The organism is Pseudomonas sp. NCHU5216, from assembly GCF_052156495.1.
Lineage (GTDB): Bacteria > Pseudomonadota > Gammaproteobacteria > Pseudomonadales > Pseudomonadaceae > Aquipseudomonas.
The window spans coordinates 70185-84229 of the sequence record NZ_JBQLIX010000002.1; the positions used below are offsets into that span (position 1 = coordinate 70185).

Consider the following 14045-nt stretch of genomic DNA (forward strand, 5'->3'; position numbering starts at 1 on the left):
CTTCAGTCCCGCAGCTCAGCAGTCGCTTTGCCGTTGGCCTGGGCGCGCAACTCTGCGAGCTGCGCCAGCAGCTCAGGACAAGTCACCCGCCACACTGAGGCTTCGACAAAGCCGGTTGGTACCCGGCGCCGGGTATCCACAAAGCGGCCGGTGGCGATCAGCTCCTGCAGCACGGCCTGGGGGATACTCCAGCTCGGAACACAAATCTCGTCATCGCGGATGTCCGCGTTCTCGATGAAGACGCTCAGCACGCAATAGGGCTCTCCGTCCTCCTCAAACAGCCGAATAGCGCTGCTCTGGTTCTTGTAGAGGTCCGGCTGCAGGCTCAGGTTTCTCATTGACGGTTCTCCAGCGGGGCGATGGATTGCTTGTTGATAGATACAGGCAGCCGGCCTGGGAGAATGAACAGGACAAGGCAGAGCGCATTGCGCTTGTAGCTCTGCCAGGTCGTGAACTCAGGGTTGCCGGCGTGTAGCTGCCCGGAGCAGGCCGTTGTCGCGATCAGCCTTGCCGACCACCACCGGCCCCACACTCGCGGTAGGAACCGGAAGAACAGATCGTTCAACGGCAACAGCCTGTACAGCAGGGCCAGGGTCAGGGAGATCACTGCGAAGAAGCCCATGCCGCACAGACGCGCAGGGTCAGTGCTGGTGTCCATCCCGATCCAGGCATACAGCCAAGTGCTCTTGGCCTGACCGAGGTAGATAACCAGGGCTATCCCGATGAGCAGCGAAGGTCGGAGCATGGTTGATGTCCCTTTCAGAGTCGTAGGTCGGGCATGAATGTCAGCAGGGTACGTGGGGTAGGGCGCTTCGCAAGCGCAAACGGGCGCACGAAATTCCAAGCCGCTATGTCACTTGAGCAGGTTCGGGATTGGCACGGTTGCACCTAGGTTCTTGATCACGATGCAGCGCATTGCCGCAGTCAGCATCGTTGGGCCGAACACCTGGGCGATCTTGGCGCCCTCTTGGTCATAGCCGGCCCAGAACTCCCATCCCGGTTCGTTGTTGTAGGTGGCTGGCTGCATGTGCAAGCGCTCACGCTCCATGAGCGGTGTGCCCTGCACAGGATGCTTGGATGGGCTGTACTCGCGACCGATAAGTTGATAGCGGGCATTGGGGCCGCTATCCCAAACCCAGTAGCCGGCCTCAGAACCCATGATGAATCCCATGGGATCGAAGCGGATAGGCAGGGCTTCAATGGTGGCAATTGCCCAATCCAGGGCGGGCCCTTCTAGGTCACAGGCTTGAGCTTGAATCATCGACATGGTGTTCAATATTCCGGTGAGATGCTGAAGCATTCAGGCTTCAGCAACTGTGGTTAAGGCCGTGCTTCGCAGCCGGTCTGCGCGATAGCTAATTCAGGAAGCAAGGCCATAGTCAGCCGCTTCGGTGCGTGCCAACACCCATCCGACCGGACTTATGGCGGGTGCATGCGTTGCCAGGCATCGGCACGGAATCACCACAGCTCAAGCTGCTCGTGGGCGGTGACGTCCACGCTTGGAATGATTCCTGGTGAGCGGGAGTCCAGGGCGTTGTCCGCGTCGCGCAAGCTGTTGGAGAGGATCGCGAAGCGCTCCTGGCTTGCCGGATCACGCTTGACCACGAAGTCTGCGTCGACCACCTCGTTGACCCGAGCCCACTGGTTCCAGGCAAAAGAGCGGCCCAGGCCCACGGTGGTGTTCGAGCTGGGGAAGCTGTCGGCATTGCGCACCATCTCTTCCCAGGTCGCGCCAAACTCCACTTCGTCGAAGCGGCTGTGCCGGCCAGTCAGTGCGTTGCGCTCGAGCAGCAGCGCTCTCTCCATCAGTTCAGGGTGATTGGCCGCCAGCCAATACAGCTCCCACTGCTTGGACGCCGGGCAGAAGAAGCACGCAGACTTGATGGGTACCAATTCCTCACCCAGCATCTGGGTGATGGCCCGCACACAGTCGCGCCGAGCCCAGCGGATGATCTGCAACGGATAGACGTAGTCGAAGTCGTCATCGCTCGGCTTGAGGTTCTTGGAGCGGCGCAGATCCGCTTTGCCGCAGTCGTAGCCGATCAGTTTGACGATGCGCTGGCCGGTCTCTTGCGCCTTCAGCCACACCGGGTGCGGGTCACGGGCGTTCGGGCCGCGCTTCGCACCCTTGAGGAACTGATCTTGCGGGTCTTGCTTCCATTTGATGGAGCAGCTTTTGAGGCCGAAGGCCAGGCTGGGCAGTGTCTCGTTCTTGAAGCAGTTGCCGTACAGATCGACGTACCCGGTCGATTCCATGGGCACCTTCTTGACGATATCGATCAGCGGCCAGCCCCAGGTCGCCAGCACGCGATTCATGGCATCGACGTGGCGCAGGGTCTCAGGTTTCTCCGCACCGGTGTCGGCCAGGGTCAGGATGTCAGGTGTTATGCCGGCGGCGCGCAGGGCAACAATCATCGCCGTGGAGTCGACGCCAGCTCCAAAGCAGAGCGCCAGCAATCGGCCATCGAGGGCGGCTTTAAGATCTGCTACCTGGTCAGCGTTGAGGATGTTGGCTTGGTTCATGTTTGCGTTCCGGCTGTCTTCAAGATGGAGCCAGTTTCCAGCCAATTTGCTTGTGCCAGAATCGGCGCAATCAGTTGTAGGTTTGATGCGCCGCATTTCGTTGGGCGTCCCCGCGCAAACCTGTGCAAGCACAGGTCACGCCCGCACTGGGGACTTCGAGCGGGAGTGAGGTTAATCAGCTGCAGGCAGTGCTTCGATGCCCTTCGCGCCCCGCCGGCGAGCGGCTATTCGCTGCTGGATTCGTTCACGGGCAGCGAGCATTTCCTCACCGGTGCTGGGGAGGGAGAGCTTGATCTGGTTGATCCGCTTGAGCTCGTGATCATGCATCCAGTCCATAACCGACTCTTGCGTGCCGACGTCCTGGTAGGTGCGCGGGCCGCCAAGGCCAAGCAGGCCCCGGATACCGTATTGCTGGCGCTGCTCGGCCAGGGTGGTGATTGCCGACATCTCGGCGTTCATCTCAACGAAACTGCGGTGCTCCCGCATCAGCTCGCGGATCTGCAGGTCAGGGACAGACAGCAGGGGATCATCCTCCGCGACTACAGCCCCAGGTAGGAGATGAGCAGGACACAAAGACAGCGCTGAGCATTGTGGCGCCGGCGGGAAGAGGTCGAGGGATGTCTGGGCGGGAAGGGTTTGCTGGTGCATGGGACGGCTCCAATCGTGATGGAGCCATGGTCACAGCGGCGGGGCTGTGCCAGAACCCGATGTCCGGCCCATCATGCCTTCACAGCGAAAGCATCGATGCCGGCCCGCTGCCGCGCCTTGCTGACGCGTTTCAGCGGAACCTGGAAACGTTTGGCTATTTCCACATCACTCACCTTGCCGAGTAGCTGCTGCGCCTGGTCCGGCAGCGGGACAGTGGGACGGCCGGCTTTGCCGACACTTGCCACGTCACGCGCCTTTCGCATCCGAACTAGGGTGCTGAGTGGCACGCCATGGATGGCGTTGATCTCGGTGTCAGGAATGACCCCGAGCAGGGCTGCGACACTGCCCCATTTCTCGAAGGTCTGTATCCCGAGAGACATCCGCTTATTCCGAACAGCCGTGATGCCAAGGCCGAGTTCGGCTGCGAGGTCAGTGTCTGACTTGGTGCCCAACTGTTTCAGCTCCGCGGGCTTCCACACATGGCATTTATCCGGGCGCTGTTGACTGACAAACGCAGGGATACCCAGCTCTACCCGCTTATTGGCGACTGACGTACGCAGGATATCGAAGCGCTGAGCCACTGTGCGGTCGGTAACGGTGCCGAGAAGGGCCAGGGCCTCGGCTGTCCAGGTGAAGCGCTGGCGGCGCTGGGGTGCAACATCAGGCATGGGGATCTCTGTCACTGGTAAGGATCAGTTGATCTCATAGTGCCCCGACGTTGCGCGTGCCAGAACCGCCACCAGGGCCGATTACTTGCCTTTCAGGTGTGGCTTGATCGTGAGAGCGTGGAGTGCACGAATTGCTTCCTGACGGAGATCATCATGACTCCAGTTCTCCAGCGCATCAGGCAAGTTATGGAATAGGTCTGCGATCATGCCCGAGAGGGCTGGATCGTCCTGCGCAAACATGCGGATGCGGCTAAATGCTTGATGCATTGCCCGCATGACGGTGCTCTTGATGTTCTCTGGAGAGAGCGAGTCAGTGGAATCCCAGGCTGATGCGACAGCAGAAAGGCGAACTTCATCGTTCACTTGTTCATAGTAGTCTTTCACGGGCAAAGCCGTTACCAGTCCGTCACGCATGCATAGAGCTTGGTCTTTATAGCGCTCGGATCGGCTCAGTACCTGTCCGCTAGCGTTGACGGTCTGCCAGATGCTGTCACCAGTCTCAGCTTCGTCCACCAGCAGCTCAAACACCTGGCTGCTGTCGATCTGCACACTGTAAGCAAGCTCAAAACCTTCAACATCTGCTTGTTCGTTGCCCATTGTTAGATTCATGCCTCAACTACTTGGGTTGTTGTATCGCCTCGGGTGGAGACGACTTGCCAGCCGCATCCCTCGTCGTCATCGCTCTCCCCAACGATGGCAAAGAAGGAATGTGCAGTTACAGGATCGTGTGGTGTCCCTCGATAGCCTTTTCCATCCTCGTCATGCCAGGCGTAGACAAACATTCCATCGCTCGGCACACCCTCAAGAATGCACGTTGCCCAATCGGGGGCGCCTACATAGTCAGTGGCGTGCTCAGGATGTTTTTCTACGGGAGGAACGGGGCGTCGGTCGTTGACGATCTTCCCGAACTCCAGTCGAGCCTCCTCAAGCTCCTCTAGGGCGCCAGCCATCTCCAGGGCCCGTACGAGGCGAATTCGGTGAGCTGCGCGGTTCAGGGTATTCCACGCGGCCAGAAGCTGATCATCCAGTTGCTGCATGAGATTTCCTACCCTTGAGGTGGCATCGGTGAGGCGTCCGCCGGGCGCACATTCATGCAAGCCAGCCGCGGGCGCTCGCTTGGCCCCTTGCAGAACTCGCTGAGAGAGATTTCATCGCGATCGTTCAGATATGCGGTGCAGGCCACCCAGCCTAGAGCTGCAGCGCACAGCAGGGGCACAACAAAGCGAAAGGGTTTGATGGGGGGCTTGGGGGTGCGAGTTTCCATGCGAAGGGCGTCCTTAGGGTTTTCGCTTGAACTGGGCGGCCCACACTTCGACCTTCCCGCCGAGCGCTTTCACGTCCTCTGCGCGAGTTCCCGCGTAGTCCACCTTGAAGGTGTTCATCCAGTCGATCGCCTGTTGCGCGATGCCGATCTGACGATTGAGCTCATGCTTCGGCGGGCGAGCAAGGGAGGCGAGGTCGGTCACGGTCGCCAGGGTGCAGTCAGTGATGTAGGCCAGGGCCTGGCCTGAGTCACGTACCTGGTGCTTGTTCATTGCGGATCTGCCAGTTCGTAGGAGGGGTAGCCGATGTCGGTCAACAGGGCGCGGCCCTCGGCAGATTGCATGGATGCTTTCTCGAACTGGTCGCTGTAGACCAGCTGAACCTCGCCATCGGGGCAGACGCAGTAGGTGACTTCGTCATCGCTGCACAGCACGTCATCATCGATGACGTTATGTACCAGATAGGGAACCTCGCTGGCCTTCATCTTCTTGGTGTAGAAGTCGCCTTCCTGGCCCTGGTAGTGGGTCAGGGTGAAGCCCATTTGCTGAAGGTTGTCGATTACTGCCTGATCCATGATGTCCTTCCTCGGAAGTGTGTAGTGGCCGCTTGCCTGGCCGGGATTCGCACTCATCATTGAGCGTTTAACCCTGTGCCACCATCCTGAAACTCACCGGCTAAGGCGGTTTGTTCAGCGATCCGCTGGGGCAACTTAGCGAAGCCGACAAATAGAGCCGGGCAATACTCACTGATCAGAGGTCGCCAATGGGCCCGCCACCTGCAAGCTCCACTTGCTTTCTCACCTTATAGGCCAGTTTCTCATTGGCCTCGTAATAATCCGCCAGCAATTGCTTGGTTTGGAACTGGAGCTCTTCTGTTGTATTTTCCGGTGTATGCCTCGCGTTAATTTCCGAATAGGCTTTGCGAGCGCGGTCAACTTCCTCTAGCTCTGCCTTAAACTTGTCGCTGTCAATCATCGGCATGGACTGTGTTCCTTTAGCTTCTATCGAGAAAATGAGGATTATAAGAAAGGTAACGAAACTCCCATATAACCCGCCAACTACAGCCCCGTCTTCACCCCCAGCAATAAAGCCGACAATTAGACCGGCAATACCGCCTGCTATTGCCTTTGCGAAGCCGTTAGTAAAGTCATGAAATTCTTTGCTCTTTTGCTCCATACCAGGTTCGGTACTCATTATTTACACCTCTAATTGATCGGTTACTTCAGGAATGCAGGCGCAAACAGCTCTCTAGTAGTGCTTGGGTTGGTGACCAGGGGTGCTTCCTTGGGCGCCGGGGTCACTTGGAGAAGGGCCAGATGCGGGATCGAGGTTCGTTCGCGCTCGGTGGTCGCTGCATCGCTTTGTAGACTGATTCAGCCCAATCCAGGTACTCGCTACCGGGGCCAATCTGTTCTTCGAAGTACGCATCCTGAAGGGCTTCGTCGCGACCATTCTCATACAGCCACTGGGTGAACGTTTTCTCTGCCACGACCTTTCTCCTCTGGCTTGGGGTAAGGCAGTCTATTCAGTGCTGCACTGGGGAGTGCAACGAAGCGAACCCGACATTTCGCGCCGAGTACTGTCCGTTTCTCAGGACAGCACCAGCCACGCCGCGCCGATCAACAGCACAGCTGCACTCACGGCCAGGCCGATGCGCCGTTGCTTTTGCCGCCGGCGCTGAGCTTTCCGCGCTTCCTGCTCCTCGATCCATCCTGCAGGGCGTTCTCCCATGAACTGCATCTGACTCATGGCTTCTCCTTGTTGGCGTTTGCGTGGGTCATCAGGCGGGTCAGCTGCTCCCAGTCTTCCACCGAAGCGTCGCCTTTGCCTGCGGCCAGGCCTGTCAGCAGGCGGGTGGCCTGCTTGTTAGCGAGGTCGTCACGGCCGGCAGTCGTCTTGACCAGGATGCTGGCGGCACCTTGCGCAAACAGGGTCGTAGCGTCGCCAACGGCTTCAATGGCTTTCAACACAGCACCCGCCAGCTTGGGGTCCTCGAGGTCTTTAGCGCGCTCTACGATGCGGTCAATGCCGTGCAGTGCCGCCATAAGCTGGCTCTGGGTCCGGATGGAGTTGGGGGGCAGACCGTAGGCTTCGCCGAGGCGATCAGCGCAGGCTTGCCAGCCTGGGACCTCGGATAGGGGTTTGCCGCAGGTGTCCTGAAAGGGTACTGCGGCACTGAGGGTGCGGATGTTGTCAGTCATTGCTTAGGCTTGAAGTGGTACTGAGGACGGGAATTGTACGCGCTGCCGGTTGGCCGGTGACCGGGATCAGTGAACCGTGCTGATCTCAGACTGCTCCTCGGGCTCATGGCTAGCAGCCGCTGCGTCTTCGACCCAACTGAAGACTCGCTTATCGAAACCATCCGGGAACCGCTCACCGAACCGCCGGAACTGTTCGTTCACCGCGCGGATGACGCCCTGCAGGGCCTCCAGCTCACCTCGTAGCCGGTCACGGTCGGCCTCGGCCAGCATGCGCAGCTGGTGCGGCGTCGGCTGATCACGGCGCTGCAGCGTGACTACAGCGTCCAGTTCAACAGAGCTGAACTGCACGCCAAACGTCGACTCCTGATAGTGCTCAGATCCAGAGGCATCGATTTGCATGAGCAACCGGTCAAGCAGATCGGCAGTGGCGCTGTGCTCTACCTCATCCCGGGCCTTGGCGATCGCCTCATCGAATCCCGACGACTCCGAGTGATCCTGCACCAGCTGGGTAGGGCCCAAGCCCCAAGCCAGTTTCACCAGGCCAGTTTGAGTGCCGTCCTTGAGCATGCGGAGCACTGGCGGATCGCACTGCACGATGTCCTTGAGCATGGCGGGGATGCTGGTGCTGCTCTGCCAGGCACCAGCCTGCATGACATCAAACGGCTCCCAGCCAAGTTTGCCGAGGGTCTGTAGCAGTCGCTCGAGATGGTGCAGATCGAGAATGGTTGCGCTCATTGATGGTGCTCACTGTGGGCTGCAGGCGGGAAGGGAACCCGATCGGGATACACGCCCGGCAGGGGAGACATTGCAGGCTTGGAGAGCTGTTTCTGGCGGATACGCTCCATGACCTCGGGTTGTTGAATGCGCGCCAGCTCAGCCTCACCGGCGCGGTGCATGTTGAGGTCGTGCGCAGAGGCCAAGGCCGCCAGAGTGACCATGACGCCGCCCAGTTCCTGGGCTTGCTCACCAACTGGGCGTCCGAATACATACCGCATCAGCTTCAGCGCTTCACTCTCTGTGCAGCCGCAGGACTGCACGTACTCCAGCGCCTCTTCGAGGAAACGATGGTTGCGCTCATTGCGATCGGCCGCAATGTGCATGCCGAAGCACTCCAACATCCAGGTGCGAACACGGGACTGGAAGGGCAGCGGGGCGGTACGTGGGGTGTTCTCAACGAAATCAAGGGCAGCCAGCCAGAGCCTGCCGCTGTCGGTGTTGGTGCCCTGGCCGGCGCGGAGCTTGTCCAGGGTATCGACGCCGACCTCATCCCACAGCAGGCTGTTCAGGAACTCCAGCGCAACTGCCGCCCAGCCGGCAAACTCCTGTTCTGTGAGCACCGAGCTGTCAGCCACCATGCCCAGGCGGAACAGATGTCGCGCCAGTTCGTCTGGCGTGAAGCTGTCGAAGTCACGGATCGTCCGGGCCAGGTTCTTACCGAAGTAGTCGCCGTCGATGCCGTAGCGATTGCGCAGCCGCTCAGGGCCGGCTGCAATTGTCGGTTCAGGCAGCAGTTTGTACTCATCCACGTGGTCGCCGCAGTTGCAGTCCACCACGTTGGTTTCACCCACGGGCTCGCAGCTGCAAACCTGTTCAGCCAGCTTGTCGTATAGCTCGCTGGACAGGTTCTCCTGGATCTCTTTGAGGGACATGGCCACCGTGGCTGTCTCGCCGGAGACCGGGTGGCGAAAGGTGAACTGAACGCTGGCGCTGGCCGGCTGGTGCTGTTCATCTGCTGGCGCATTCAGAATTTCATCGATCTGCGCCAGCACAAGCGGCGCCTTTTCACTGCCGGCCTGATCGCTGGTGCAGGCCTGTTCCACAAAAGTGCGGCAATCCTGCAGGAGTGTGTGAATGCATTCGTTGCTGCGGGTCATTGGAAGGCTCCACTGAGCTGATTCCCGTAGGAGTCAGGGAAGTTGCCGTCTGGCTGCAGGTTGAGCGCCTGGCCGAGGGCATGACGGCTGTTAGCGAAGTGACAGTTGAGGGCTGTCTGGATCAGGTAATGGTCGTGTGTCCGCTTGGTTTCGACTGCGCCCCGTTCGCCGGCCACGCCGGTGATCAGTACGGGGCGGCACATCTCATCCAGGCAAACGGCGTCCAGCACACCGCGACCGGCATTGAGCGAGCAAGACATCGCGATCACCTGCAGGCCGGCACGGCAAGGCATGCCAGGGACGTGGATGCCGCTTGGCGCAGTGATGTCGGCGAGCCATTGGTTCAAGTTCTTTGCCGTCATGCGATCGGCCATGTAGCGCTCAACGAACGGCACGGCCTTGGTGCAGAGGTACATCAAGAGCAAGGTGTTACCGATCAGGCCGACGATGCTCAGCCAGTCTTTGCCGGTGTAGGTGAGCCGCTGCCCTTGTGACACCACTACCAGGTCGTGGTAGTGGCTCATGAAAGAGCGCATGCCGGCGTTCAAGCAGGCAAGGTTGATGAGGCAAACCGCTGCAATGAGCAGGGCAACAGCAATGACAGCGATGCCGAGCGAAACGCGGGCCGTCACTTGAAAGCGAGCGTCCTGGCCTGCGGCGATCTGGCCCGGGGAGAGTGCGGCGGCAATGTACTGACTGATCATGGGGAAAGCCCTCTTCATCTGGATTAGATGGGGCCAGTGTGTGGGCGGCCTGGGCGTGCCAGAACCGGGCACAGCAAGGATTAACTGGCGAGAGGGTATCTACGGTGAATCCGGTGAGCCACCCAAAATGGGCTCACCAAATTCGCAGTGAGGGGATCAATGGCAGCAGGTTGCCTGGGCAGGTGTTAAAGCGGTGCGAGCAGACCTAACCAAAGCACCCGCATGGGCAGGTCCAATAATCGAGCCCGTGAGAGCAGATGCCCTCTGCATCGTTGCTTTCGTCCTCCGCGGCGATCTCTTCAGGCGTGAGATAGCCGTAGGCCTCCCTGGCATAGGCAAATGCAGGTGCACCAGTTTCACTCTCCTGCTCAGGGAACGCCTGAAGCATGGCTTCACAGAAGGCTCTGTGCACGACCGTCTCATAGGTGGGGAAGCGAGCACCAGCGGTGCTGTAGAGCTGGTCTACGCGCTGTTTGATCTCGGAGAGATTGCCCATGTTCGATGGCTCCCTAGCCTGCGTTACCGTCAGTGATCGGGTGAGATTGTCATGCAACGTGGATGGCACGACAGGGCATGCCGGGTTCCCTGGTGTTCACTCTGTTTGCTCAGGTCTGTAGTTAGGGCTCAACTTGCGACCTTCGGCGGTGGCCATCCAGTAGGGTGGACGAGATTCGCGCTCTGCAAGCCCAAGGCGAACCAGCGTCGCCATAGTGTCGACATTGCACACGCGGTCACCGTTGATCTCCACGGAGTTTCCATGCGACACCCGAGCGCCCCAGCCCTGGCTCAGCCACTGCATAACTCTCTTTTGAGCTGGACTGAGCTTCGGAGCAGCCTTCGCCCTACCGACAGTCGTTGTCTTGTGATCCATGCAATATCTCCGGGATCAGCATTCTACAAGGCGGGTGTAGGCGAGAATCGGCTCGCCTGACTCGGAGTCGGTGCCTGTAACCGGAGCATCAGAGATGACCTTGGATGCAACGCGCTGGGAGGGGAGGTTTTCCGTGCCGACAACGGCTTCGACGTAGAAGGACGTTACTCCATGGCGACCAAGCCCTCGGCGCAACTCCTGAATACCTTGCTCAACGATCTCGGTGGCCCAGCCACGGTTTCGGTACGCTTCGGGAACGGCATACCCCAGGTTGAAACACGGCACCCCGTTGATGGGTTCATGGTGAACGAAAAGTGCTATCGACTTGACGCGTCCGTGCTCGATCCGGGCGTATGTGTAGCGCGTAATGCCATTCGGGGAGTCCAGGACAACTCTGACCCCCGGACTCAGGTCAGTTGGGTTGGTAGGCATGCCCCGACGCACTTCCTTTTGAAGTCCGACCAGAGCTTCCATCGGGTCTGCGATTCTCATGCTGTCATTTCCTGGCATCGATACTCAGAAGTGGCTGTGGCTCTTTGAAGCCCCGCGGAAGCTTGTTCAAAGGAGAGATGCTGCGGATGTGAGCTGTCCAGTACTCACGCCACATACCCTTGGGCCGAGTCAATTCCTTAACTGCCGTCAGCGCCACGCTCGTTTTGCCACACTCCCACCGGCTAGAAGCTGGGGATTCGGTGACTGTGAACTTCTCCGATCGCTGGCAGGTTTTGCACGTTACCTGATCACGATTCGAGGTCGCAGTGAGGTCGTGATTGTTGCGACCGCAAGCTACCTGGCCGCTGGCAACGGTGTAATGAGTAACCATAGGTTCTCCTCAATCAGTTCTGTGAGACACGGAGGCCAAGCGATACAGCTTCTGCGGCTGCCAGTTCAGCCGTGTCCCAGCAACCGATCCAGAACTCTGGGTCTTCTTTAGGAGCCACGGCATACGGGGGAACATCGGCACCGCATTCTGTCTGGCGGAACACAACCACTTCCACGCCACGAACCAGGTAATCGGCCATTAGCGTTCGGCATTCGGGGAAGGCTCCATCAACGTGGGCCTGCTGGAAGGCGGAGAGAGCCATAGCGTTTTCCTTTACGGTATCCATCAACTTTGTGCCTTTCGGATAGCAGCTTCTACAACCTGCACCGTATCTGCCAGTTCAGGTTTGCGCCAAGCCGAACTGGCATACAACACGTATGGCCAGGCAGACCAAAACCCGACCCAGGCCAGAAACCCGTAACGACCGCTCTCGGACGTGGTGGTATTGAGAGCGACCTTGAGAGCCGCCATCCCGAGGACAGCCCAAAGGACAGCCCACAACGGATATGCGCAACCGATGGCGAAGACCAGCCAACCAGCTACGCAGGCTATCTGGTGTTCGACGCGATCAAATACAGGCTTGCGTTCCATCAGTTATTTTCCCTCAATCAACTTGGGTGTCAGAACGCTCGAAACGATCACCAAACAGGTCTTTCCGAACCTGGGGGCTGAGAACCAGCCCAAGGGCTAACCAGCCAAGAGATCCGACACTCACCGCAGCGCCTATGCCTGCGTTTTCTTGGATTGTGAACAGCAAACCAAGGGCTAGCAAAATTAGCCCGACTGCCAAGCTTGCCCACTGAAATTTGGCAATTCCTGCCTCTGGATGCTTGCTCATGCTCGATCTCGTCGTTATTTCAGGTTGAGGCCGGTCAGGTCGAAATACTGACTCGACAGCACTGCCATCTCGGTACGCATGTCCGCTACCTCTTCGTCGCTGAATTTGTCGCTGTAGCCGGCAGTAACTACCCGATCGCGAAGCGTGTCGTACTGACCAGCGATGCGATCAGCTTGAGCCTGTTTGTCAGCGTCTGCGTCTTTATGGCTGGTCATGCCTTGTTTCCCGTCACACCGGTGCGTCAGCTTTGTTGATCGCCGCTTTGGCAGTCTCTCGCGCATCGTCCGCAGATGCACCAGCAGCGATCAACTCTAGTGCTGCACGCATGGACTCGACGGTTTCCGCAGCGCGCTGATGGAACTGCTCAGCAGCCCAGGTGCCTTCATGCTGTTTCGCGTGCTTCTGGTGGAAGCTCAGGAGTTCACGGTACCGGCTCATTGTTGATGTCCTTGCTCAGTCATCTTCAGCATCTGGAGCTGGTTCGAGCGCCACCTTGGCAATCGGTGTCCACTCCAGGCCTGCGCGGTCGATCAGGACTCGCTGGTGCATCCAGTCGATGCCCCACACCTTGTAGGTGCCGGCATCACCCTTGACCTTGGCCAGGTAGGCTTGTGCCGGGGGCATGTTCCCGTACTTGCTTTTGCGTGGCATGGATAGCTTCCCCCAGTCAGTCCGCGATATACGGTGCAGCTTGGGTGGGCAGGTCGGCACCTTTCTTCACCAGCCGACCACGAATGGCCTGGGCCTTTTTCTTTGCCTTGTCCAGGCTGTCAGCGGTGATCAGGTACACCTCGCACTCCGCGTAGTCTGGATCGTCCTTGCTGCCGCCGCCGCTCCATACGCCTGCAGGGAAGCGCCCAACTGTCCAACGTCTTGCTTGCATCGCGAATGTCCTTCATCAACCTGGTGGGTGCTCAGGCTCTCTGGTACGGCCTGGCTGTAGTGCAATCATCCTGTTGGATTGCAGGTGCCACTATCCTCAGTGCTCATTTGCCCTTTGCTGGCGCCGAGGACACCTCAAAGTTGCCTTTTGCATAGGTGGCATTGCACTCCCATACCAAGCTGCCGTCCTTGTAGAAACGGGCAGTGCCGTTTTTCACCACGACTTTGGCCTCTGGCCAAACCTGGGAGTGGCCATTTACGGCGGCTGAGAGAGCAGTCTTCTCCTTGCACTTGGCGATGTACTCGCCGTCAGCAAGCTTGGGGAACAGTGATCTGGCCAAGCTGGTTTCCTCAGTTGGAGTTCCGTTTGTAGGCCGTCCAGGCATCGGCCACTACGCCGGTATTGCCTGCTGTGGCCATCCAGTGTCGGCGCTCATCTTCGGTGAGGGCGTTCCACCAGGTCATGCCTGCCGCTTCATCTGCCGTCCGCCCCGAACCGCCGCTGTTCATGAAGTCCTGGGCCGCGCACTCCAGTGCCCGCAGGGTTACAAGCCGTTCTGCCTCCTGGTACTCGTCGCCTTCGCTCGCGTAGGCGGCGCAGAGCCTGGCCAGCTCATGAAACGTGCTGGTCTCAGGTAAGCCGGCGCTCTGCTGGCGCCAGATAAGCAGATCCGTGGCCAGTGCTCCGATGTTAGCTTCTGTGAAGCCGCGGGCTGCCAGGCGATGTGTTTGGGCTGTCATGGTCGCATTC

The 14045-nt window shown here is 59.2% G+C and carries 28 protein-coding genes; all 28 read right to left on the reverse strand.

All coding sequences use genetic code 11. The features are described from left to right. Positions 1–2: 2 nt before the first annotated feature. The 28 genes from ACSVIK_RS01915 to ACSVIK_RS02050 all read right to left on the reverse strand — a co-directional run bounded on the left by ACSVIK_RS01915 (position 3) and on the right by ACSVIK_RS02050 (position 14035). A complete protein-coding gene (locus ACSVIK_RS01915; RefSeq protein WP_442442682.1) occupies positions 3–338 on the reverse strand; it encodes a hypothetical protein in 336 nt (111 codons plus the stop codon). Next, positions 335–745, reverse strand: a complete 411-nt coding sequence (locus ACSVIK_RS01920; RefSeq protein WP_442442683.1) for a hypothetical protein — start codon at positions 743–745, stop codon at positions 335–337. The genes ACSVIK_RS01915 and ACSVIK_RS01920 overlap by 4 nt, the downstream gene beginning before the upstream one ends. Positions 746–853: 108 nt before the next feature. Continuing rightward, positions 854–1300, reverse strand: a complete 447-nt coding sequence (locus ACSVIK_RS01925) for a phage protein NinX family protein (protein ID WP_442442684.1) — start codon at positions 1298–1300, stop codon at positions 854–856. Between the two features lie 158 nt (positions 1301–1458). After that, the gene (locus ACSVIK_RS01930; RefSeq protein WP_442442685.1) at positions 1459–2523 is read right to left on the reverse strand and encodes a hypothetical protein; all 1065 of its coding nucleotides are present in this window, start codon (positions 2521–2523) and stop codon (positions 1459–1461) included. A 171-nt stretch (positions 2524–2694) separates the two neighbouring features. Next, positions 2695–3171: a hypothetical protein gene (locus ACSVIK_RS01935; protein WP_442442686.1), complete on the reverse strand. Its 477-nt coding sequence runs from the start codon at positions 3169–3171 to the stop codon at positions 2695–2697. 71 nt (positions 3172–3242) lie between these two features. Beyond that, positions 3243–3839: a hypothetical protein gene (locus ACSVIK_RS01940; protein WP_442442687.1), complete on the reverse strand. Its 597-nt coding sequence runs from the start codon at positions 3837–3839 to the stop codon at positions 3243–3245. 81 nt (positions 3840–3920) lie between these two features. Further along, a complete protein-coding gene (locus tag ACSVIK_RS01945; protein ID WP_442442688.1) occupies positions 3921–4436 on the reverse strand; it encodes a hypothetical protein in 516 nt (171 codons plus the stop codon). Between the two features lie 8 nt (positions 4437–4444). After that, positions 4445–4876, reverse strand: a complete 432-nt coding sequence (locus tag ACSVIK_RS01950) for a hypothetical protein (RefSeq protein WP_442442689.1) — start codon at positions 4874–4876, stop codon at positions 4445–4447. Between the two features lie 240 nt (positions 4877–5116). Then, positions 5117–5374 carry a hypothetical protein gene (locus tag ACSVIK_RS01955; RefSeq protein WP_442442690.1) on the reverse strand — a complete coding sequence of 86 codons (258 nt, stop codon included), beginning with the start codon at positions 5372–5374 and terminating at the stop codon, positions 5117–5119. Beyond that, positions 5371–5676 (reverse strand): hypothetical protein, encoded by a 306-nt coding sequence (locus ACSVIK_RS01960; RefSeq protein ID WP_442442691.1) that lies wholly within the window; start codon positions 5674–5676, stop codon positions 5371–5373. Before ACSVIK_RS01960 ends, ACSVIK_RS01955 begins: the two co-directional genes overlap by 4 nt. 175 nt (positions 5677–5851) lie before the next feature. Continuing rightward, complete coding sequence (locus ACSVIK_RS01965; protein ID WP_442442692.1) at positions 5852–6295, reverse strand: hypothetical protein; 444 nt, start codon at positions 6293–6295, stop codon at positions 5852–5854. A gap of 103 nt (positions 6296–6398) precedes the next feature. Next, the gene (locus ACSVIK_RS01970; RefSeq protein WP_442442693.1) at positions 6399–6590 is read right to left on the reverse strand and encodes a hypothetical protein; all 192 of its coding nucleotides are present in this window, start codon (positions 6588–6590) and stop codon (positions 6399–6401) included. A gap of 101 nt (positions 6591–6691) precedes the next feature. Next, a complete protein-coding gene (locus ACSVIK_RS01975) occupies positions 6692–6850 on the reverse strand; it encodes a hypothetical protein (protein ID WP_442442694.1) in 159 nt (52 codons plus the stop codon). Next, positions 6847–7302, reverse strand: a complete 456-nt coding sequence (locus tag ACSVIK_RS01980; protein WP_442442695.1) for a hypothetical protein — start codon at positions 7300–7302, stop codon at positions 6847–6849. The genes ACSVIK_RS01975 and ACSVIK_RS01980 overlap by 4 nt, the downstream gene beginning before the upstream one ends. Positions 7303–7368: 66 nt before the next feature. Next, complete coding sequence (locus ACSVIK_RS01985) at positions 7369–8037, reverse strand: hypothetical protein (protein WP_442442696.1); 669 nt, start codon at positions 8035–8037, stop codon at positions 7369–7371. Next, positions 8034–9176, reverse strand: a complete 1143-nt coding sequence (locus ACSVIK_RS01990; RefSeq protein WP_442442697.1) for a hypothetical protein — start codon at positions 9174–9176, stop codon at positions 8034–8036. The genes ACSVIK_RS01985 and ACSVIK_RS01990 overlap by 4 nt, the downstream gene beginning before the upstream one ends. Beyond that, positions 9173–9880 (reverse strand): hypothetical protein, encoded by a 708-nt coding sequence (locus ACSVIK_RS01995; RefSeq protein ID WP_442442698.1) that lies wholly within the window; start codon positions 9878–9880, stop codon positions 9173–9175. The genes ACSVIK_RS01990 and ACSVIK_RS01995 overlap by 4 nt, the downstream gene beginning before the upstream one ends. A gap of 205 nt (positions 9881–10085) precedes the next feature. Next, positions 10086–10376: a hypothetical protein gene (locus tag ACSVIK_RS02000; RefSeq protein ID WP_442442699.1), complete on the reverse strand. Its 291-nt coding sequence runs from the start codon at positions 10374–10376 to the stop codon at positions 10086–10088. Between the two features lie 390 nt (positions 10377–10766). Beyond that, positions 10767–11243, reverse strand: coding sequence for a GNAT family N-acetyltransferase (locus ACSVIK_RS02005; RefSeq protein WP_442442700.1), 477 nt, complete (start codon positions 11241–11243; stop codon positions 10767–10769). A 344-nt stretch (positions 11244–11587) separates the two neighbouring features. Next, the gene (locus ACSVIK_RS02010) at positions 11588–11836 is read right to left on the reverse strand and encodes a hypothetical protein (protein WP_442442701.1); all 249 of its coding nucleotides are present in this window, start codon (positions 11834–11836) and stop codon (positions 11588–11590) included. Positions 11837–11859: 23 nt separating this feature from the next. After that, positions 11860–12165, reverse strand: coding sequence for a hypothetical protein (locus ACSVIK_RS02015; protein ID WP_442442702.1), 306 nt, complete (start codon positions 12163–12165; stop codon positions 11860–11862). Positions 12166–12178: 13 nt separating this feature from the next. After that, positions 12179–12412: a hypothetical protein gene (locus ACSVIK_RS02020; RefSeq protein ID WP_442442703.1), complete on the reverse strand. Its 234-nt coding sequence runs from the start codon at positions 12410–12412 to the stop codon at positions 12179–12181. A gap of 14 nt (positions 12413–12426) precedes the next feature. Then, entirely contained in the window at positions 12427–12627 is a 201-nt protein-coding gene (locus ACSVIK_RS02025; RefSeq protein ID WP_442442704.1) for a hypothetical protein, read from the reverse strand. Between the two features lie 13 nt (positions 12628–12640). Continuing rightward, the gene (locus ACSVIK_RS02030; protein ID WP_442442705.1) at positions 12641–12850 is read right to left on the reverse strand and encodes a hypothetical protein; all 210 of its coding nucleotides are present in this window, start codon (positions 12848–12850) and stop codon (positions 12641–12643) included. A gap of 15 nt (positions 12851–12865) precedes the next feature. Next, the gene (locus ACSVIK_RS02035; protein WP_442442706.1) at positions 12866–13063 is read right to left on the reverse strand and encodes a hypothetical protein; all 198 of its coding nucleotides are present in this window, start codon (positions 13061–13063) and stop codon (positions 12866–12868) included. A 16-nt stretch (positions 13064–13079) separates the two neighbouring features. Then, on the reverse strand, positions 13080–13295 hold the full coding sequence (locus ACSVIK_RS02040) for a hypothetical protein (protein WP_442442707.1): 216 nt from the start codon (positions 13293–13295) through the stop codon (positions 13080–13082). A 103-nt stretch (positions 13296–13398) separates the two neighbouring features. Continuing rightward, on the reverse strand, positions 13399–13635 hold the full coding sequence (locus ACSVIK_RS02045) for a hypothetical protein (protein WP_442442708.1): 237 nt from the start codon (positions 13633–13635) through the stop codon (positions 13399–13401). 10 nt (positions 13636–13645) lie between these two features. Beyond that, positions 13646–14035, reverse strand: coding sequence for a hypothetical protein (locus ACSVIK_RS02050; RefSeq protein ID WP_442442709.1), 390 nt, complete (start codon positions 14033–14035; stop codon positions 13646–13648). Positions 14036–14045: the final 10 nt, after the last annotated feature.